This window comes from Skermanella aerolata KACC 11604, assembly GCF_000936425.1.
Lineage (GTDB): Bacteria > Pseudomonadota > Alphaproteobacteria > Azospirillales > Azospirillaceae > Skermanella > Skermanella aerolata.
Genome location: NZ_AVFK01000001.1, coordinates 202730 through 222362, shown reverse-complemented (window position 1 = coordinate 222362; position 19633 = coordinate 202730). Strand labels below are relative to the sequence as shown.

20 protein-coding genes are annotated in these 19633 nt (G+C 64.5%); 5 read left to right on the top strand and 15 right to left on the bottom strand.

What is annotated here, in order from left to right; translation table 11 throughout:
- Nucleotides 1-30: 30 nt before the first annotated feature.
- The 3 genes from N826_RS01010 (at nucleotide 31) to N826_RS01000 (ending at nucleotide 2796) form a co-directional block, all read left to right on the top strand.
- Complete coding sequence (locus N826_RS01010; RefSeq protein ID WP_044425458.1) at nucleotides 31-573, top strand: DUF421 domain-containing protein; 543 nt, start codon at nucleotides 31-33, stop codon at nucleotides 571-573.
- Nucleotides 574-779: 206 nt separating this feature from the next.
- Nucleotides 780-1211 carry a universal stress protein gene (locus N826_RS01005; protein ID WP_044425457.1) on the top strand — a complete coding sequence of 144 codons (432 nt, stop codon included), beginning with the start codon at nucleotides 780-782 and terminating at the stop codon, nucleotides 1209-1211.
- A 46-nt stretch (nucleotides 1212-1257) separates the two neighbouring features.
- A complete protein-coding gene (locus N826_RS01000) occupies nucleotides 1258-2796 on the top strand; it encodes an alanine/glycine:cation symporter family protein (protein WP_084720390.1) in 1539 nt (512 codons plus the stop codon).
- A gap of 6 nt (nucleotides 2797-2802) precedes the next feature.
- Here the strand turns inward: N826_RS01000 and N826_RS42755 are convergent, their stop codons facing one another.
- From N826_RS42755 to N826_RS00950, 11 genes are all read right to left on the bottom strand, one after another.
- Complete coding sequence (locus N826_RS42755) at nucleotides 2803-3018, bottom strand: hypothetical protein (RefSeq protein ID WP_147040053.1); 216 nt, start codon at nucleotides 3016-3018, stop codon at nucleotides 2803-2805.
- A 198-nt stretch (nucleotides 3019-3216) separates the two neighbouring features.
- Nucleotides 3217-4722, bottom strand: coding sequence for a TAXI family TRAP transporter solute-binding subunit (locus tag N826_RS00995; protein WP_044425456.1), 1506 nt, complete (start codon nucleotides 4720-4722; stop codon nucleotides 3217-3219).
- A gap of 12 nt (nucleotides 4723-4734) precedes the next feature.
- Entirely contained in the window at nucleotides 4735-5943 is a 1209-nt protein-coding gene (gene gltS, locus N826_RS00990; protein WP_044425455.1) for a sodium/glutamate symporter, read from the bottom strand.
- A 181-nt stretch (nucleotides 5944-6124) separates the two neighbouring features.
- Complete coding sequence (locus N826_RS00985; protein WP_044425454.1) at nucleotides 6125-7441, bottom strand: TRAP transporter large permease; 1317 nt, start codon at nucleotides 7439-7441, stop codon at nucleotides 6125-6127.
- Complete coding sequence (locus N826_RS00980) at nucleotides 7438-8001, bottom strand: TRAP transporter small permease subunit (protein ID WP_044425453.1); 564 nt, start codon at nucleotides 7999-8001, stop codon at nucleotides 7438-7440. Before N826_RS00980 ends, N826_RS00985 begins: the two co-directional genes overlap by 4 nt.
- A 75-nt stretch (nucleotides 8002-8076) precedes the next feature.
- On the bottom strand, nucleotides 8077-9102 hold the full coding sequence (gene dctP / locus N826_RS00975; RefSeq protein ID WP_044425452.1) for a TRAP transporter substrate-binding protein DctP: 1026 nt from the start codon (nucleotides 9100-9102) through the stop codon (nucleotides 8077-8079).
- Nucleotides 9103-9462: 360 nt separating this feature from the next.
- Nucleotides 9463-10740 carry a TRAP transporter large permease gene (locus N826_RS00970; RefSeq protein ID WP_044425451.1) on the bottom strand — a complete coding sequence of 426 codons (1278 nt, stop codon included), beginning with the start codon at nucleotides 10738-10740 and terminating at the stop codon, nucleotides 9463-9465.
- Nucleotides 10737-11255 (bottom strand): TRAP transporter small permease, encoded by a 519-nt coding sequence (locus N826_RS00965; protein ID WP_044425450.1) that lies wholly within the window; start codon nucleotides 11253-11255, stop codon nucleotides 10737-10739. The genes N826_RS00970 and N826_RS00965 overlap by 4 nt, the downstream gene beginning before the upstream one ends.
- Nucleotides 11256-11304: 49 nt before the next feature.
- A complete protein-coding gene (locus N826_RS00960) occupies nucleotides 11305-12288 on the bottom strand; it encodes a C4-dicarboxylate TRAP transporter substrate-binding protein (protein ID WP_052830729.1) in 984 nt (327 codons plus the stop codon).
- 267 nt (nucleotides 12289-12555) lie between these two features.
- Entirely contained in the window at nucleotides 12556-12852 is a 297-nt protein-coding gene (locus N826_RS00955; RefSeq protein WP_044425449.1) for a hypothetical protein, read from the bottom strand.
- Nucleotides 12853-12881: 29 nt separating this feature from the next.
- Complete coding sequence (locus N826_RS00950) at nucleotides 12882-13130, bottom strand: hypothetical protein (protein WP_244619398.1); 249 nt, start codon at nucleotides 13128-13130, stop codon at nucleotides 12882-12884.
- Nucleotides 13131-13211: 81 nt separating this feature from the next.
- On the opposite strand from N826_RS00950, the gene N826_RS00945 reads away from it, so the two are divergent.
- Both N826_RS00945 and N826_RS00940 read left to right on the top strand, forming a co-directional pair.
- Nucleotides 13212-14171, top strand: a complete 960-nt coding sequence (locus tag N826_RS00945; protein ID WP_044425447.1) for a CobW family GTP-binding protein — start codon at nucleotides 13212-13214, stop codon at nucleotides 14169-14171.
- Entirely contained in the window at nucleotides 14168-15208 is a 1041-nt protein-coding gene (locus N826_RS00940) for a WD40 repeat domain-containing protein (RefSeq protein WP_044425446.1), read from the top strand. The genes N826_RS00945 and N826_RS00940 overlap by 4 nt, the downstream gene beginning before the upstream one ends.
- A 176-nt stretch (nucleotides 15209-15384) precedes the next feature.
- Here N826_RS00940 and N826_RS00935 read toward each other — a convergent pair whose 3' ends face one another.
- The 4 genes from N826_RS00935 to N826_RS00920 all read right to left on the bottom strand — a co-directional run bounded on the left by N826_RS00935 (nucleotide 15385) and on the right by N826_RS00920 (nucleotide 19625).
- Nucleotides 15385-16299 (bottom strand): metal ABC transporter substrate-binding protein, encoded by a 915-nt coding sequence (locus tag N826_RS00935; RefSeq protein ID WP_044425445.1) that lies wholly within the window; start codon nucleotides 16297-16299, stop codon nucleotides 15385-15387.
- Nucleotides 16300-16334: 35 nt separating this feature from the next.
- Nucleotides 16335-17159 (bottom strand): metal ABC transporter permease, encoded by an 825-nt coding sequence (locus tag N826_RS00930; protein ID WP_044425827.1) that lies wholly within the window; start codon nucleotides 17157-17159, stop codon nucleotides 16335-16337.
- Nucleotides 17160-17206: 47 nt separating this feature from the next.
- Nucleotides 17207-17950, bottom strand: coding sequence for a metal ABC transporter ATP-binding protein (locus N826_RS00925; RefSeq protein WP_044425444.1), 744 nt, complete (start codon nucleotides 17948-17950; stop codon nucleotides 17207-17209).
- A 358-nt stretch (nucleotides 17951-18308) separates the two neighbouring features.
- Nucleotides 18309-19625, bottom strand: coding sequence for an NAD(P)/FAD-dependent oxidoreductase (locus tag N826_RS00920; protein WP_044425443.1), 1317 nt, complete (start codon nucleotides 19623-19625; stop codon nucleotides 18309-18311).
- Between the last annotated feature and the right edge of the window lie 8 nt (nucleotides 19626-19633).

Sequence of the window (19633 nt, the reverse complement as noted above, 5' to 3'; positions counted from 1 at the left end):
ACGAAATACCGAAACTCGACAGGAAAGTTCATGTTTTTCGATAATTGGGACGGACTGCTCAGGACCTTCGTAGTGGGCGTATTGGCTTATATCGCCATCGTTGCGCTCATTCGGGTCACCGGCAAGCGAACACTTTCCAAGATGAACGCATTCGATTTCGTCGTGACTGTTGCGCTGGGATCGACACTGGCGACGGTCCTGCTGTCGAAGGACGTGGCGCTGGCGGAAGGAGTGCTGGGTTTCTGCGTGCTGATAGGTCTTCAGTTGATCGTCGCCTGGACGTCGGTCCGGTCGCAGTTCTTCAAGGATCTCATCAAGGCCGAACCGACGATGCTCCTCCACCGGGGAGAATTCCTGCATGACGCTCTCATCGATGCTCGCGTAGCGCCGGAAGAGGTGATGGCCGCCGTCCGCTCCAGCGGCTTTGCAAGCTTGGCACAAGTCGAAGCGGTCGTGCTTGAGACCGATGGCAGCCTCAGCGTCGTCGGTCCGTCGAGCGATGGATCGACGTCAGCGCTCAGCGATGTGCCCTTGCCCTCCAAAGCCGCCGGATTGGCCGATCTGGCGTCCTGACCGATTTTGATCGGCGCGGAACGCTATTCCTGAGCCGGGCATTAAGTCGACCGCACGCAAGTCTATCTTCGTCAATCGCTCCGGCACACCTTTCATCCTATGCCGAAGGCGGGATAAAAAAGACTTCGTGGCTATTTTTCATAATGACAAAGAAGGATTTCAGACGTTGCCAGGAAGCAACCCTTTCATGGAAAGGAGATCAATGCGTGCCTGGAACTCTCATCGTAGGTTTCGACAAAACGGAAGCATCGCAACGGGCGCTCGCTTTTGCAGCGGCGGCGGCCAAGGCGACCGGAGCGACGATCCATGTCGTCCATATCCTTGAGTGGTCGCCCTACAGCTTTCTGACTGCTCAGGAACTGGAGGAACGCCATAAACGGCGAACGGAGGAACTGTCGCGGGCGGCGGAACTGATAGCACCGGCGATCCAGAGCCTGGAGGCCCAGAACATCGCCGTCACCAGCGACGTGCGCTACGGGCATGCGGCCGAACTGATCTGTGAGATCGCCGAGCAGAAGCCCGATGCGCAGATCGTCATCGGGCGCACCGGAGGCTTCTCAGTAGCCCGCAGGATACTGGGCGGCATGGCGCTCGCCCTGATCCAGGCGTCGCCCGTCCCGGTAACGGTGGTGCCCTGACCGGACACGGCCGCCGAACCAAGAAAAGCAGGGAAGGCATTCACGAATGAAGCGCTATATCCTCGGCCTGACGGCCTTGCTTATTTCCAACGGCAGCGCGCACGCGCAGGATGCGGCGGAAGCCGCCGGTGCCGCAACCATCGACGAGTGGGTCAACTCCGCCGTCGCTCCGGTTTCCAGCGCGGTTTCCTCGGTGATCTTCTACTCCGTCGACTTCGCGGGTACGGAATTCCCCCTCATCGTCGGATGGCTGGTGGTAGCCGCCGCCATCTTCACGGTCTATTTCGGCTTCGTGCAGTTCCGTAAATTCGGCCATGCGCTGGCGCTCGTGCGTGGCGATTATTCTGATCCGAACGATGCCGGGGAGGTGTCGCACTTTCAGGCGCTGGCGACCGCCCTGTCGGGCACGGTCGGGCTCGGCAATATCGCTGGCGTGGCCGTCGCGGTCTCGCTGGGCGGGCCGGGCGCTACGTTCTGGATGATCGTCGCCGGCCTGATGGGCATGGCGTCGAAGTTCACCGAATGCACCCTGGGCGTCAAATACCGCAACGAATATCCCGACGGCACCGTCTCGGGCGGCCCGATGTATTACCTGTCGAAGGGTTTCGCGGAACGTGGAATGGCCGGTTCCGGGCGGGTCCTCGCAGTTATCTTCGCGGTGTGCTGCGTCGGCGGCTCGATCGGCGGCGGCAACATGTTCCAGTCCAACCAGGCTTATCAGCAGGTCGTCAACGTGACCGGCGGCGAGTCCAGCATCTTGGCGGGGAACGGCTGGCTGTTCGGCCTGATCATGGCGATAGCACTAGGCGTCGTCATCATCGGAGGCATCAAGTCCATCGCCCGCGTCACGGAAAAGATCGTCCCGCTGATGGCGATCATCTATATCGGCGCCTGCCTGATCATCATCGCGGTGAACAGCGACAAGATCGCCTGGGCCTTCGGCGAAATCGTCAACGGCGCGTTTACCGGCGCCGGCGTGGCCGGCGGCGTGGTCGGCGCCCTGATCCAGGGCTTCAAGCGCGCCGCCTTCTCCAACGAAGCCGGGATCGGGTCCGCTTCCATCGCGCATTCCGCCGTCCGCACCAAGGAGCCGATCACCGAAGGCTACGTCGCCCTGCTGGAGCCCTTCATCGACACGGTCGTCATCTGCACGATGACTGCGTTGGTCATCACCATCAGCGGAACGCTGTCCACCGGCCTTACCGGCGTCGAACTGACCTCCGCCGCCTTCGCCACGGTGGTCCCGTGGTTCCCCATCGTCCTGACCGTGGCCGTCGTTCTGTTCGCCTTCTCCACGATGATGTCTTGGTCGTATTACGGGCTGAAGGCCTGGACCTATCTGTTCGGCGAGAGCCGGGCCATGGACCTGCTGTTCAAGCTGATCTTCTGCTGCTTCACCGTGCTGGGCGCCAGCATGAACCTGGGTCCGGTTATCGACTTCTCCGACAGCATGATCTTCGCGATGGCGATCCCCAACATCATCGGGCTCTACGTGCTGATGCCCGTGGTGCGAAGCGAGGCCGAGGCGTACTGGTCCAAGCTCGACGCCGGCATCATCCGCAACTTCCGCCACGCGCGCTCATGACGGTTCCTACCGCCGGACCATGTTGTAGTTGCCGTGCCAGTCCTGCTGAGGGGGTGTCGTCGCGGTTTCCTGGGCCGGGCGCGGAGCTGCCCGGTCCGCCGGCTTGGCGAGCATGAACAAGCCAAGCACCGCCAATGCGAAGACCGCCAGAAGGACCGGCATGCCGATGCCGGTCCTTCCAGGCCGGGTGGGACGTTCCCTAAGGTGAACGCTGTGGGCCATGAGTTTCACTCCAACCGGTTTTGAACGACCGCTGGAAAATCGGTTCTCAGCGTTACCCCAGCGTGCCTCCGCCCAGGACTGGTGACAAACGGGCAAATCTAATTCCGGTCATTAGGATTTCTCATGTTCCCGGTCCGCCGATGCGGATAACGGGGATCGACCAAGCGTCTGAGGGCCACGGCGCTTGTTGCGAGGCAGTCACTGCGTCGCAGCGGTCGGCGCATCGCCGAGCCATGTCTCGGCCGCGGGATGAAGGGGGATCGACAGACCGCTTTCCGCCCGGTTGCGGGAAATCAGGGCGCCCGCGGCACTTCCGGCGGCGACGAAGTCGATGTCCTTGAACACGGTGTCGAGCATCGTGGTGACCTCGACATCGGGCATGCTCCGCCTTGCCACCAGCAGCGCCGTGACGGCGACGGTCGGGACAGGCTCCGTCTGGCGGGGATATATCCCGGCGGGAAGGGTCAACGGCACGAGCTGGCTGCTGGATGAATTCAGCGTCCGGATAGCCTGCGGGTCGAGCGGCAGGAAGCGGATGTCCGACTGTGCCGACAGCCGCTGGAACAGGCGTGCCGGCGCATTGATGACGCTGACCAGGGCGTCGATGTTTCCGGCGGTCAATGCCTCGACGGCGCGGGCCGGTCCCATGTCGGTCACCTGCGCGAAATCCGCAAGGCCAAGTCCGTGGGCGTCCATCACCGAACGGGCCGTCAGGACCGATCCGGAACTCGGCAGCCCCAGATCTATCCGCTTGCCCCGCAGGTCGGCGACCGTCCGGATCGGATCGTCTGCCCGGACGACGATATGCACCGGCTCCGGAAACAGGCTGGCCAACGCCCGAAGATCGGGATCGGCGCCGGCATCCTGGTACAGTCCCTCGCCGCGCGCCGCCATCGCCGCGATGTCGTTCTGGGCGAGCACGACGTCAGCCGAGCCGTCGCGGACCAGCCGGAGGTTCTCGACGCTGCCGTCGGTGGCGACGCCGGCCGAGCGGATGCCGTTCGCCGAGATCGTGGCGGCGATGGTCCGGGCGATCAGGTTGTACTCGCCGCCGCTTGGTCCGCCCGCGATGACGAAGGCGCGCTGAAGCCGGTCGAGACGAAGGGTGATCTGGCGGTAAGCGTCGTCCAGTTCCTCCGTGATGATCGCGCGGGCCTGGCTGGCATCGTCGGCCGGCGGTCCTTCGAACAGCGCCATGATCTGGTCGACCAACCCGCGCGCGACGGCGGGCGGTCCCGTATTGTCCAATGTCGGCGGTTCGCTGACGGGAGACTGGGCCACCACGACCGGCTGCCAGTCGCCGTCCATCCGCTCGAACCCCACCGAACCACGTACCCGCAGCGTGTCGCCGGCGGCGTTGCCGTCGCGCCGGATGCCCTGGAGGCCATGTTCGGTGGCGCCGAGCAGGCTGGCGAGAGCCGAGACGTTCAGCGCCTCCCAGTCGTTGAAGGAGTAATCCCGGAGCAGCCTGAGATCCGCGTTGTAATAGACGATCTTGCGCTCCGTCCCATCGGCTCCGGCCGGAAGCGGTCCGCTGCCGACCCGCTCGAAGGAGGCGATTTCGACCACCGGTTCCGCGAAGGTCGTGCCGATGGCGCCTTGAAGCGCGTCGCGTACCGCCGCCTCGTCGGGCGTCTTTTCGCACGCCGCCGTGACGCCCAGCGCCAGGACGACCGCAGCAATGCGGAGAAGTCGGCCGATCATGGTACTCTCCTGCTAGAAGCCCAGCTGGGGCAGACTCATGTAACCCTGGATGACCAGCGCGTTGGCCAGATCGATCAGGAAAGCCCCAACGATCGGGATGATCAGGAAAGCCTGGGGCGAATGGCCGTAGCGCCCCGCGACCGCCTGCATGTTGGCGATTGCGGTGGGCGTGGCGCCCATGCCGAAGCCGCAATGCCCCGCCGACATGACCGCCGCGTCGTAGTTCGACCCCATGACCCGGAAGGTCACGAAGTACACATAGAATGCGATGGCGACAGTCTGCGCACCCAGGATGATCAGGATCGGCAGGGCCAGCGAGACCAGTTCCCATAGCCGCAACGCTATAAGCGCCATTGCCAGGAAAAGCGACAGCGAAACAGTTCCGAGCAGGTCTATGGTCGCGGTGTCGACCTGCCGCAGACCGGAAAGGCTCAGCCCGTTCCGCAGGATGACGCCGGTGAACAGGGTCCAGACGAAGGCCGGCAGCGTCAGGTAGTCGTTCTTCAGGATCTGGCCGAGATACGTCCCGATCATGACGCAGATGACGATCATGAACAGCGTCTCTAAGAAGCTCTCCGGGCTGAGCGTCCGCCGCTCGTCACCGCCCAGTTCCCCGGGCGCGCCGTCCTTGTCGGCATCGGCGCTCGCGGTTAGTCCGTGCCGAGTAATCAGGCGCTGCGCCAGGGGACCGCCGATCAACCCGCCCAGGACGAGACCGAAGGTGGCGCATGCCATCGCGATCTCCATTGCGCCCTGCAGATTGTAGTCTTCCCCGAAGCGGGTCGCATAGGCGGCGCCGGTGCCATGTCCGCCCGACATGGTGATCGATCCGGCGAGCAGGCCCGTGAGCGGATGCATGTCGAGACTGAGGGCGGCGGCGACGCCCACCGCATTCTGGATCACCAGCATGACGGCCACGACCACGAAGAAGATCAGCACCCTGCGACCGCCCTGCATCAGTGTCCTGACATCGGCGCTCAGGCCGATGGTGGCGAAGAACGCCAGCATCAGCGGCGTCTGGAGCGACATGTCGAAGGTGATTTCCATGCCGCCGCCGAACCGCAGGGCGGTGATGACCAGCGCCGCGAGCAGGCCGCCGACGACCGGTTCCGGGATATTGTAGCGCTGAAGAAAGCCGACCTTGGATATGACCACGCGGCCGATCAGCAATACCACGATGGCGGCAACCAGCGTGGACACGACATCGATTTCCAGTTTCATCCCGCCCTCTTCCGCAGATCATAGGCTTTCAGGAGGTCGTATGACCTCCTGCTAACCCCCGGATGCGGGAAGAAGTGGCAGCCGCCGCACCGAAGCCGCCCTATTTTCAACCCGGAATAGCCTTATTCGCCTCCCCTCCCCTTTTCGGTTCCGATCCGTCTTCAGGCTTGGATGGAGCAGATCACATCGCCGGCCCCATCAGCATGTCCGGCAGCCATGTCGCGATGCCCGGGAAGATGCACAGGATCAATATGGCCAGCAGCATGCATAGAACGTATGGCAGCGAGCCCCACAGGATGCGGGACAATGGCACATCCGGGGCGATGCCGTTGATGACGTAAAGGTTGAGGCCGACCGGCGGCGTGATCAGGCCGACTTCCATGTTGATGGTCAGGATGACGCCAAACCAGATGATGTCGAAGCCGGCGGCGGTGATGATCGGCAGCAGGATCGGCGTCGTCATGAGGATGATTGCCGCCGGCGGCAGAAAGCATCCGGCGAGCAGAAGCATCGCGTTGATCGCCGCCAGCAGCACCCACCGGTTGACGTCGAGCGAGGCGATCCACTCCGCCAGGGACTGCGTCAGGTACAGGTTGGTCAGCATGTAGCTGAACAGGATCGAGGTGCCGATGATCATCAGGATCATCACCGACTCCTTGGTCGTGTCGCGGAAGATCGCCACGAGATCCTGGATACGCCACATCCGGTAAATCACGATGGCGAGCAGCAGGCAGAATAGCGCTCCCAGCCCCGCTGCTTCCGACGGCGTGGCGACGCCGCCGTACAGCGCCCACATCACGGCGCCGATGATCGCCAGGAACGGCAGCACCTTGGGCAGGGCGGAGAATTTCTCCTTCCAGGTCCAGCGGAAGGCGGGATCGTAGGCGCGGTGGCCACTGCGGCGAACGGCGAACCATGTCCAGACCATGAACAGCACGGTCAGCATGATGCCCGGTACCACTCCGGCCAGGAACAGGCGGCCGATGGAGCTTTCGGTGGCGATACCGTAGAGGATGAAGGTCAGGCTGGGCGGGATCAGGATGCCGAGCGTGCCGCCCGCGGCGATCGATCCCGTCGCGATCTCGTCCGGATAGCCGCGCTTGCGCATCTCCGGGATGCCCATCTTGCCGATCGCGGCGCACGTCGCCGGCGACGATCCGGTCAGCGCCGCGAAGAGCGCGCAGGCGCCCAGGTTGGAGATCACCAGTCCGCCGGGCACGCGGTAAAGCCAGCGGTCCAGCGCTTCGTAGAGGTCGCGCCCGGCGCGGGACGACGCGACGGCCGCCCCCATCAGGACGAACATCGGGATCGATACCAGCGTGAAGTCGTCGAGACCCCCCAGGAAGGTTTCCGCGATGAAGTCCAGGCTGCGCGGTCCCTCGAACGCCACCAGCGCCGCCACCGAGACGACGCCAAGCGAAAAAGCGATGGGCATCCCGGTCATCATGACCAGGAGCGTGCCGAAGAGCACGAAGAGCCCCATGAATAGCGGGTTCATGTCAGCGTATCCGCATGGGCGGGAAAGGATTGGGTCAGCGCTTCCGTGCCGGTCGTCGGCGGCAGGCCGAAGGGAAGAGTCCTGCCGGTAACGAGGCTCAGGATCTCCGCGACGTATTGCAGCGACAGGACCCCGATGCCGACGGGAAGGGACAGATGCGGAATCCAGAGCGGCACCCGCCAGAGCGTGTCGGAATGCCAGTCCTTCGACCATGCCTCGTACCAGTAGTGCGCGCCGAACCAGAACAGCAGCAGACAGAAGCCCAGCGCGCCGACCGAGGCCACCATCGCCAGCCAGAAGCGGAAGCGCGGACCGGCATAGATCGCAACGATGTCCATGTTCACGTGGCCGCGAAGCAGCAGGACATAGGGACTGCCGATCAGCGTGGACGCGACCAGGGCGTAGATCACGAACTCGGTCTGCCAGATGGTCGGCTGGCCGAGAGCGTAGCGCTGGAACACCATGTGGGTGACGACGAGGATGGAGATGAGGATCAGCAGGCCGGCGACGAAGCCGCAGGCCCGCGATACCATCGCGACGCTCCGGATGAATATATCCATGAGGGTTCCCTTTCCGCTGCAATCCGGGTGTGCGCACCCGGATTGCAGGGCCGTGACGGGTTTGCGGTTAGGGGGTTACTGAACCGCCAGGGCCTTGTCGATGAGCGCCTGCCCGCCGGCCACCTCGGCCGCGAAGGTCTTGTACGACGTTTCCTTGGCAAGGTTGCGCCAGGCATCGGCCTGTGCAGCGTCCATATAGACGATCTCGACGCCCGCCTTCTTGAACAGGTCGACCATCTGGGCATCCGCTTCGGCGGCCTTCTTGAAACCGAAGTCCTCCGCCTTCTTCGCGGCGGCCATCAAGGCTTCCTGCTGCTTCGGGTTGAGCCGGTCGAAGCTGCGCTTGGACATCAGCAGCGGCTCGTACATGAACCACAGGGCCTGATCGCCCGGCGGCGTCATGCACTTGACCTGCTCCTGAAGGCGATAGGAACTGAAGCTTTCCGACGAGGTGTTGGCGGCGTCGAGCACGCCGGTCTGCATCGCCGTGTAGATTTCCGAACTGGGCATCGATGCCAGCGAGGCGCCCGCTCCCGCCAGCATCCGCTCGAACATCGGACCGGCGGCGCGCATTACCTGCCCCTGAGCATCTTCCGGAGTGAGGATGCACTTCTTCTTCGACGCGAAGCCGCCTGCCAGCCAGCCGTCGGCGATCACGATGATCCCCTCGCCCTCGACGATCTTCTTGATTTCGTCCATGAACGGCGATTTGGAAAGCCGGACGGCGTGCTCGTGGTTCTTGACCAGCCCCGGCATCAGCGTGGCGCTGAACTGGGGATGCTTACCGGCGGCATAATCCAGGGGGAACAGCGAAATGTCGATCTGGCCCTTGGACAGCGCGCTCCACTGCTCGCGCGGCTTGACCAGGGACGAGCCGGGAAACACCCGGACATCGAGCCCGACATTGGCGGCGCTCAGTTCCTTGGCGATGATCTGGATCATCTCGTCACGGAAGTCGCCCGTCCCGCTCGGCCACTGGTGCGAAGCCTTCAAGGTTTGCGCCGTCGCCGAAACGGATGGCAGCGCCAGCAGTCCGGCAAACAATGCCGCGGCCGCGGAACGCCCCAGGAGCGAGCGACCTAGAAGATTGAGCGGATTCATGAGCGTTCCTCCAAGCTGTTTGCATGCTTTTTCGCATGTCATTCTCTAACCTCATACGCGGATACCGATCGACGCGCAAGACAGCATCTCATCGACGCACACAAACAATCATCACCGCTGCAATGGAAATATCGACAGATACTTAAATCCGCAACCTCTGACAGACATTATAGATCCTCTTCTTTCTACGGCTTTCCATATTGCTGAGTTACAATAATCAATATTGCCATAAGGTCACCGTGAATTTTGTCAGTTCATTATTCTTTACTGTACTTGGCAGCTCCGAAAGCAACTTCCGGCTATGACGCAAAACCTTCAGCCGGAATTCTCCACAGCATATCCCCCGGAGCATGCCGGTCCTCACATCAGCGCGTTCGGCAGGAACAGGACGAGACCGGGCCACAGGGCGAGAACCGCGACCAGCACCAGGATCGTGAAAATGAAGGGCAGCGATTCCACGACGTATTCCTCCACCGGGCAGTCGAGCAGACTGCACACGGTATACATCGCGACGCCGACCGGCGGCGTCATCGATCCCAGGGTGACGATGGTCATCATCAGGATGCCGAAATGCACGGGGTCGACGCCCAGCGGCGTTACGATGGGCAGGAAGATCGGCGTCAGAAGCAGGACCAGCACCGTGCTTTCGATGAACAGTCCGGCGATGAAAAGGAAGACCAGGATCAGCGCCACCACCAGGATCGGCTCACGGGTCAATCCGGTCATGGCCTCAGCGATGCTCTGCGGCGCCTGCTCGAAAATGATGGCGTATCCGACCATCCCGGAAAACAGGATGATCAGCATGATCAGTCCGGTATCGACGACCGCTTCGAACAGGGCCTCCATGACGCTGGCCCAGGTCAGTTCCCTGTGCAGCAGGAACCCCACGACGGCCGCATAGATGACCGCGAAGGCTCCGACTTCCGACGGCGTAAACAGGCCGCCGCGGATCGCAAGCAGCAGCGCCAGCGGGAAGAGCAATGCCCATTTGGCGTCGGCCACCGCCCGCCAGACGGCGCCCATGGTCGGCCGTTCCGTCATCTCGGCCTTGTAACCACGACGCCGTGCGATCAGCCACACCGTCAGCATCAGTCCGGCCATCATCAGCAAGCCGGGGATGACGCCGGCCAGGAAAAGGCGGCCGACCGACACGTTGCCGACGAAGCCGTAAAGGATCAGCCCAAGGCTCGGCGGAATGGTCGCCGTGATCAGGGAGCCGACCGCGATAGTCGCGCAAGTGAAGCCACGGGAGTAGCCGCGAGCGATCAGGCTGGGACCGAGGATGCGCGCCTCCATCGCCGCGTCGGCCACCGCCGACCCTGACACCCCGCCCATCAGCGTGGACAGCACGATGCAGACCTGGGCGAGACCGCCCGACATCCACGACACCAGCACGCTGGAGCAGGCGATCAACCGGCTGGTGATGCCGGTCCGGTTCATCATGTGGCCGGCCAGGACGAAGAACGGCACCGCCAGCAGCGGAAAGCTCTGCGATGCGGTCGCGACCTGCTGCACGCCGATCGACAGCGGCATGATCTCGTTGGTGGCGAAGAACGAGAAGCCCGCGATCCCGATCGCGAAAGCGATGGGGACGCCGAGCGACATCAGGAGAAAGAAGGTGACGGCAAGCAGTGTCATGGCACGAGCTCTTCGGCATGGACCGGCGTCGAGGCGGCGGCGAAGACGGGCTGCGGCCGGCTGCGCAGGGTGGCGGCGGTCCGCAGCATCTGGCCGGCCAGCGTGATAGCGAGCAGCAGGCACCCGATCGGCACCGCCGCCGTCACGAACCCATAGCTGATCCCGCTGTCGCCGAACTGCCGTTCCAGGTTGAGCATCGTGAGCCGGTAGCCCATTACAGCCATGGTGAGCAGAAAGCCTAGCACGACGGCCCCCAGCACCAGATCGAGTGCAGCCCGGGCCTGCCCCGGCAGTCTCTTGACCAGATAGTCGATGCCGATATGGGCACGTTTCCTCAGCGCCAGATCGGCGCCGATGAAGCTGACCCAGACGAACAGGAGCTGCGCCAGATCCACCGACCAGACCAGGGGATGACCGAACCAGCGCATGATGCCGGCGGCGAAGACGAGCAGCACGATGACGGCGAGAAGGAGCGATGCCAGCAGCCCCTCCGCCTTGACGATCCAGGATGTCATGGTGGAAGCCCTTCGAACTTGGCAGTGTCTTTGGCGGACAGCGGGCGCGTCAGTTCTGGAGGAGCTTCTCGACTTCCTTGTGGAGTTCCGTGTAGCCGAGCTTTTCGTAGACCGGCTGGGTCGCCTCGCGGAACGGCTTGGTGTCGATCTCCACGATCGTCATGCCCTTTTCCTGCATCTGCTTCTCGTAGTCGGCCAGAGACGCCTCGGTCGCGCGCGATGCGCTGTCTCCGGCTTTCAGCGACTCCTCGCGCAGGATCTGGCGGTGTTCGGCAGGCAGCTTGTCGAACCAGGCGGCACTGGTGACGATGCCGGTGATCAGGTTGATATGGCCTGTCTTGGTCAAGTGGGACGTGACTTCGTACAGCCGGGAGCCGAAGCTTGCGGGGTCCTGCGCCTCGACGCCGTCGATCACCTTCTGCTGGAGCCCGGTATAGACCTCCGACCAGCCCATCGGCGTCGGTGTGGCGCCCATCGCGCGGATGGTCTCCATCCAGACCGGAGCGCCCGGCGTGCGCAGGCGGACGCCGTTGAGATCGGCCGGCGACGCGACGGGCTTGTTCGTCAGGACATGGCGTTCGCCCTGCCACCAGTTGAAGGAAAGGACCTGATGCCCGGACGCGGTGCGCAGCTTCTCCGCCCACTGGTCGAACAGCGGCGAGGTGACGACCTTGCGTATTCCTTCATAGCCCTGGGCGAGATAGGGACCGCCGAGGATGCCGAACTCCTTGACGAAGACGGCGAGACGCCCTCCGTCGACGACGACCGCGACGGGAGCCCCGGCGCGCGCCTGCTCGAGCACGTCCTCATCCTTGCCGAGCTGCGAGCCGGGGAAAAGGCGGATGGCGAGCTTGCCAGCGGAACGCTTCTCGACGTTCTGCTTGAACTCCTCGAGGCCCCTGTACAATGGGTCCTGCTGTGCCAGCGCCGTGTTGACGCTCAGCGTATAATCGGCTGCCAGAGCATTTCCGGCAATGGCGCCCAGTGCCATGCCGAGCGTGGCCACGCGCCACGTGCGAGTGATGATGCCCATGCTTCCTCCCTCGAGGGTTTGCCTGTCTTCCGCAGGCTACTTTTGATGAACGACTGGAATGGTAGTATGCAAGAATGGTGCTGGCAATCATCTTGCAGCGGTTCGGTACTGATCTGCCTTCGACTTCCGCGGTACGGCTACGGCATCCTCGAATGCAGGCCCCGCGGCACACGGCCCTGCCGCCCTCCCTTTCAAAGACGGCGGCCATAGAACTTTCAAGTTGAGACGTAGCACCCGATGGATCGCCGACGTGCTGAAACCTCGGACCTAGAGGCGGGCCGGGTGGCGGTTCCGGGCGCGCTCCGCCACCAGCGACTTCAGGAAGCGCGGAATTCGCGTCCGGTCACGCCACCGAACGGCGATTCCAGCCGCCCGGCATTCCGCGGCGAGCTCGCGACCGTTCTCATATCGGTGCTGGTCCAGCAGCGGCCAGCCGTCAATCTTGCGGTAGTCGAAGGGGCGCTCGCCGACGAAGTCCAGGAAACCTTCGAAGAACCTGGGATGAAGGACCACCGGCTTGGCCGTGCGCCAGGACCGCGCGCCGAAGAACCGATTGTTCGCCACCCCAATCACCGGCCCAATTTCCGGCCTGTTCACTGGATCGTGCCCTGAGCCGAACCGGGCGTCTCGATCACCGCAAGCTTGAGCTTATCGAGCATCCCGGCCATCGCGGCCGGGCCGTGCAGGACCGTCAAACGGTCCACGGCTTCGATCATCATGGCCCAGGCGACGATCCGCTGCGGCAGCCCTCCCCCGGCATCCTCATCCCAGAGCGTCCGCACCAGATCGAGTGCATCTCCAAGCCCGTCGGGAATGTCGGGCGAATTCAAGGCTTCGGTCATCATCGGCTCGCAGAGGATTGTCAATTCGATGTGTAACGTTATAACATATCATAACAGATGTCGATGGAAGGGAAAGAGCCGATGTCCGCTATCCCCGTTACCGTGCTGACCGGCTATCTCGGCGCGGGCAAGACGACCCTGCTGAACCGCATCCTGTCCGAACCGCACGGAAAGCGCTTCGCCGTCATCGTCAACGAGTTCGGAGAGATCGGGATCGACAACGACCTCGTCGTCGGCGCGGACCAGGAGGTGTTCGAGATGAACAACGGGTGCATCTGCTGCACCGTGCGCGGCGACCTCATCCGCATCATCGGCGGCCTGCTCAAGCGCAAGGACGCCTTCGACGGCATCCTGATCGAGACCACCGGCCTGGCCGATCCCGCCCCGGTGGCGCAGACCTTCTTCGTCGATCCCGACGTGTCCAAACGCACCCGGATGGACGGCATCGTTACCGTCGCCGATGCCCGCCATCTGGCCCAGCGTCTGGACGACAGCCACGAAGCGCAGGAGCAGATCGCCTTCGCAGACGTGATCCTGCTCAACAAGATCGACCTCGTGGACGAAGCCGGCATCGTGGTGCTGGAGCACCGCATCCGGTCGATGAACCCGTTCGCGCGCATCCGGCGGACAGAACGATGCTCCGTGGCGCTGGACGAGGTGATCGGGCTCGGCGCCTTCGACCTCGACCGCGTTCTGGCGATGGAGCCGGGGTTCCTGGGCGAGGACGACCATGAGCACGACCAGTCCGTCACCAGCGTTTCGCTACAGGAGGACCGCGCGCTCGACCCGGCGGCCTTCGACCAGTGGTTCCGCACCCTCATCCAAGTCCAGGGCGTCGATCTGCTCCGCTACAAAGGCATCCTGTCTTTCAAGGGGAGCGACCGGCGGACTGTGGTCCAAGGTGTCCACATGCTGGCCGACAGCGGCAATCTCAGCGTCTGGCCGGCAGGACTGCCCCGCACCAGCCGCTTCGTGCTGATCGGGCGAAACCTGGACGGCGGCGCGCTGCGCGCCGGCTTCGCCGCCTGCGTCGCGCCATGAACGGTTCGGAAGGCGGCACGCGGCTGCACCCGCTGGAACGCCATATGGATGCGGCCGCCTATGTCGTCTCGGTCAAGGTGAACCGCGCCGGCAGCCACGCGGCGGCGGTATTGGGCGACGGCGCCGCATGGCTGATCGACCTGACCGACAGCTCCGCCGCTCCAGCCGTCGTCCATGCCCATGACGGCGCCTGCCTTGCACTGGCGCGCGACATCGACGGGAACGGTTTCCTGACCGGCGGCGACGACGGCAAGCTACGGCGGATCGCGCCGGGACAGGCGGCGGAAACCCTGGCGGAGGTCAAGGGGCGCTGGATCGAGCATGTGGACTGCTGCCCGCGCTCCCGGCTGCGCGCCTATTCCGCCGGGCGGCAGGTCCATCTGCTCGACCTTTCCGGCCATGGGTCCGCACCGGCGCTGGACCATCCGAGCACTGTGGGCAGCCTTGCTTTCGCGCCCAACGGCAAGCGCTTGGCCGTCGCCCACTACGGTGGCGCGAGCCTCTGGTGGACGGGACGGCCCGGTCCCCCGTCACGGCTGGACTGGAAGGGATCTCACCTCGGCGTGCTGTGGCATCCCGACGGCACGCATCTGATGACCACCCTTCAGGAGTCCGGACTGCACGGCTGGCGGCTGAGAGACAAGGCCGACATGCAGATGAGCGGCTATGCGACCAAGGTCCGTTCCATGGGCTGGACGAACCGCTCGCGCTATCTGGCGACGGGCGGAGCGGAGTCCGTCGTGTGCTGGCCTTTCTTCGGCGGGGGACCGTGGCAGAAGCAGCCCCTGCAACTGGCGGGGACCGCCGGCGGTCTGATCACCGTCGTGGCGCCGCATCCCAAGGAACCCGTAATCGCCGCCGGTCATGACGACGGACGCCTGCTGATCGCTCCGACCGACGGAACCGCGCCGGTGGCGATCGCCGCCCCGGACGGCTCACCGATCAGCGCCCTGGCCTGGAGCGACGACGGACGACACCTGCTGGCCGGGACCGAAGCCGGACGCTTGTCGTGGTTCCCGATCCCGGCGGGGCGCTGACGGAAACCGGCGCCTGACGGTCGTTCCCTGCGGGAGGTGCAGCGCCCTCTCATCCCAATGCCGACCAAATTTCAGCGGATCACGTTACACCGCGATGCGATCGCCGGTGTAGCTCGTATCGTGTAGCCGAGCGAGGTCATGGGAGGGAGGGCGCGCAACCATCGTCAGGATTGTCCCTAAAGGGCGTTTGCGATCAGCGTCGTGTTGTGCCGGATCATGTCGATATAGGTGGCTGCCGGCCCATCCGGCGGAGACAATGCGTCCGAATAGAGCTGCCCCCCGACCTTGGCGCCGGACTCCGCGGCGATGCGTTCGATCAGGCGCGGATCGCTGATGTTCTCCACGAAGATCGCCCTGATCTTCTCCTGCCTTATCTGGCGGATCAGCCCCGCCATCGCCTTGGCAGACGGTTCGGACTCGGTGCTCAACCCGGTCGGCGCCAGCAGCGTCAATCCATAGGCGGCACCGTAATACTGGAACGCGTCATGCGAGGTGATGATCTTGCGTTCAGGGCGCGGAATGCGGGCGAACGCCGCCTTCACCTGCTGGTCGAGGGCATCGAGTTCCTGCGTGTAGGCGTCCGCGTTCGCCCGGTACGTGTCGGCATGCGGAGGATCGGCTTTTGCCAAGCCGTCGGAGATGTTCTTCACATAGAGCTTGGCGTTGGCCACGCTTTGCCACGCATGCGGATCGATGCCCCCGTGTCCATGGTCGGCATGCCCGTGGCCGGCATGCTCCTCCTCCGGTCCCTCCTCGGCCTGACGGGGTTTTATCCCCTTGGTCGCGGTGACGAACGGACCGGTGTAGCCGGTCGACTTCGCCAGACGCTGCATCCAGGGTTCCAGCCCCAGACCGTTGACGACCAGAAGATCGGCCGACTGCACGGTCCTGGCATCGGTCGGCGTCGGTTCGAAGACGTGGGCATCGCCGTCGGGACCGACCAGCGTGGTGACCCGTACGTCGGCACCGCCGACCCGCTGCACGAGATCGCCCAGGACGCTCATGCTCGCCACGACCTTCAGCGGCTCCGCCGCGGCCGGATTGACCAGAAGGCCGGCGGCAAGGATGCCGGCGACGACAAAGGATTTCATGGAGTGAACCTCTTTTTCTCGGATGGATGAGGCGATCACGCCGTCAGGTGACGGCGTGGGAAAAATCGGGTGCGAACACTTCCCTGCGGCCCGAGCAGCAGCGACAGCAGATAGAAGGCGCCGGCGGCCAGGATGATGGCCGGACCGGACGGCAGTTCGTAGTGGAAGGAGACGATCAGCCCGAGCGCGCCGGACAGGAAGGCCATGCCGGTGGCGGCAAGTGCCATCACCCACAGGTTCTGCGTCCAGTAGCGGGCCGCCGTCGCCGGCAGCATCATCAGTCCGACCGCCATCAGGGTGCCCAGCGCCTGGAAGCCGCCGACCAGATTGAGGACGACCAGTATCAGGAAGATGAGATGGCTCACACCGCCCCAGGTTCCGGCCGAGCGCAGGTAACCCGGGTCGAAACACTCCACCACCAGCGGACGGCAGATCACGGCCAATGTCAGGAGCGTAGCCGTGGCGATCGACGCCATCATCAGGAGTGCGGCATCGTCCACCGCCAGCACGGTGCCGAACAGCACGTGCAGCAGGTCGATGTTGCTGCCATGGGTCGACACGATCAGCACCCCGGCGGCAACGGCGATCAGGTAGAAGGAGGCGAAGCTGGCGTCCTCCCGGGAGTCGGTGATCCGGCTGACCACGCCGGCCAGCAGCGCCACCGCAAAGCCGGCGACGAAGCCGCCGACGCTCATCGCCGGCAACGACAAGCCGGACACCAGGAAGCCCACCGCCGCACCCGGAAGCACCGCATGCGCCATGGTGTCGCCGACCAGGCTCATCCGCCGGAGCACCAGCAGCACCCCGACCGGACCGCAGCCGAGCGCCAGGGCCAGGCTCGCGACCAGAGCCCGCCTCATGAAGGCAAACTCCAGGAAGGGCGAGACAAAGGCATCGTAGAGACCGGTCAAGCCGCACCCCGCGCGCAGACCATCGCGTCGTCGTCCCAGGCTTCAGCCATGGCGCGAGCGCGCCGGAGGTTCGCGGGCGACAGCGCCTCGGCCGTGCTGTCCCAGGCGACCACCTCCCGCGCCAGCAGCAGGGTGTCCGGGAAGTGCGCGCGGACCTGCTCGATATCGTGCAGGACGGCGACGACGGTGCGGAGTTCGCCGTGCCAGCGATGCACGACCTTCAGCAAGTCGGCGGTAGTCCGGGCATCGATGGCGGTGAACGGCTCGTCCAGCAGGATGAGGCGCGCGTCCTGAAGCAGCGTGCGCGCGAAGAGCACCCGCTGAAACTGGCCGCTGGACAGGGTGCCGATCGGCCGATTTTCGAAACCGGACAGGCCGACGGCGGCCAGGGCGGCATGGGCCTCGTCGCGCATGGCCGGAGACATGGCCCGGAAGGCGCCGACCTGCCGCCAGTGGCCCAGCAGCACGGTATCGAGCACCGAGATGGGAAAGCTGCGATCGATCTCGGCCTGCTGGGGCAGGTAGGCGATGGCTTGGCGCGGTAGGCCGCATAGCGTCACGCCTCCTTGCAGCGGCTTCAGCAGGCCCATGATGCCCTTCAGCAGGGTGCTTTTGCCGGCTCCGTTGGGACCGACGATTGCGGTGAGCGAACCCGCGCCGAAGGCTCCGGCGATATGGTGGACTGCCGGATGGCGCTGATAGCCAAGTGTCAGGTTGTCGAGCTGCACAAGGACCGTCACCGCGTCACCCGAGCCAGTCCATCGCCCAGGCCACCGCGAGCCACAGCGACACGGTCACCACTCCGGCCAGGACCAAACGATGAGCCGCACCGGTTGCGAGCGGTGACGTTGAAAAATGCGCTCGTCGGCGCGGCTCTGCCGTGGCCATGGCGGGCCTTTCGGGTTGGAACGGGATTGAGCATGCGTTGAAGTCGATCAAGTATGTTATGTTATAACATAACATTGCCGATTTGGAAGCTTTGTCAAGGCTGATCGCCGAGCGGTTCGCGCCGAAGCCAGATAGCCGGGCGCGGCCCCTCCGTGGGGGGGAGGCGATGCGGCCGGTCCAGTTACGAGTTCGTTTCCGGCCGGCCGCTCATCATACCATCGCCGCCAGGCGGTCCATGCGGTCGCGTAGCCGGTACCAGCCGCCGACGACCGGCAGGAACCACGCCTTACCCCGGTAGAGCGGGTGGGACGGGAACGCGTCGCGGTCGAAGGCGCAGGGACGGTTCTGCCGTCCAAGAAGCTTCAGGGCGGTCTGGTGGCCGAGATAGGTCATCAGGGCGACGCCGTTGCCATTGCACCCGACGGCGTGGACGATACCGTCGCGTTCGCCCATATGCGCCGTCTTGTCGAAGGTCATCCCGACATAGCCGCTCCAGACATGCGAGATCCTTCGTCCGGCAAGCTGCGGCCACACCTCGCACATCCTGGAGTGCAGGACGCCGGCTGCCGCTTCGTCGGATACCTCGAATATGCCGGGGCGGGTTCCGAACAGGATCCGTGTGCCGTCGGGCGAAGGCCTCGTGTAGAAGAGGTCGCGCTTGGTATCGGAAATCATGCGGCCGCGGGGGATCAGTTCGGCCATCAGGTCCGGTTCCAGCCGTTCGGTGGCGATCTGGTAGCTGCGGGCCGGGACGACGCGGCGCCGGAGATCGGGTGTCGCTTCATCGGTATAGCCGTTGGTCGTCACGACGACGCGCGACGCCTGGATGACTCCCCTCGATGTATCGACGGCGAAGCCCGGGCCGCTCGGCGATATGCGCCGCACGCGGGCGTGCGACCGCAGGGCGGCGCCGCTGGAGGCCGCGAGATCCCGCAGTGCCCGGTGGTACTTTCCGGGATGGAGCCCGCCGTACTCGTCGATGACGATGCCGCCATGATAGTAGTCGGACCCGACGACCTCCCGCTGCCGTCCGCGCGGAACCTCGTGGACCGTGACGCCGGTCTTGTCGTGCAGGACGTTGCCCATCCTCCGCAGGGCATCGTACGCACGCGGGGTATGCGCCCCGAAGAAGCGACCGGAGATCGTCAGGTCGGCATCCAGTTTCTCGACGCCGACGAGGTCCTGGATATGCTGGAACGAGGCTATCGAATCCTCGATCAGCCGCTCGAACAGGTCGGGAGGGACGCCCTTGATCGCGCCGCCGACCACCAGCTTCTGACCGCTGCTGACCATGCCGCCGCTGCGCGTGCTGGCTCCGCTGCCGATTTCGGCGGCGTCCAGGACGACGACATCGGTGCCGTTCCGGGCAAGTTCGATGGCGGCGGACAGCCCGCAATAGCCGGACCCGACGATGACGACGTCGGCTTGCCCGGGCAGCGGGTCGCGGTAGGATTCCGGCGGCGCCGCATCCCACCAGTAGGGTGCGGTCATGAAATCGCCGGTGAAGATATTTCTATCTTTCCTCATCCGATCCA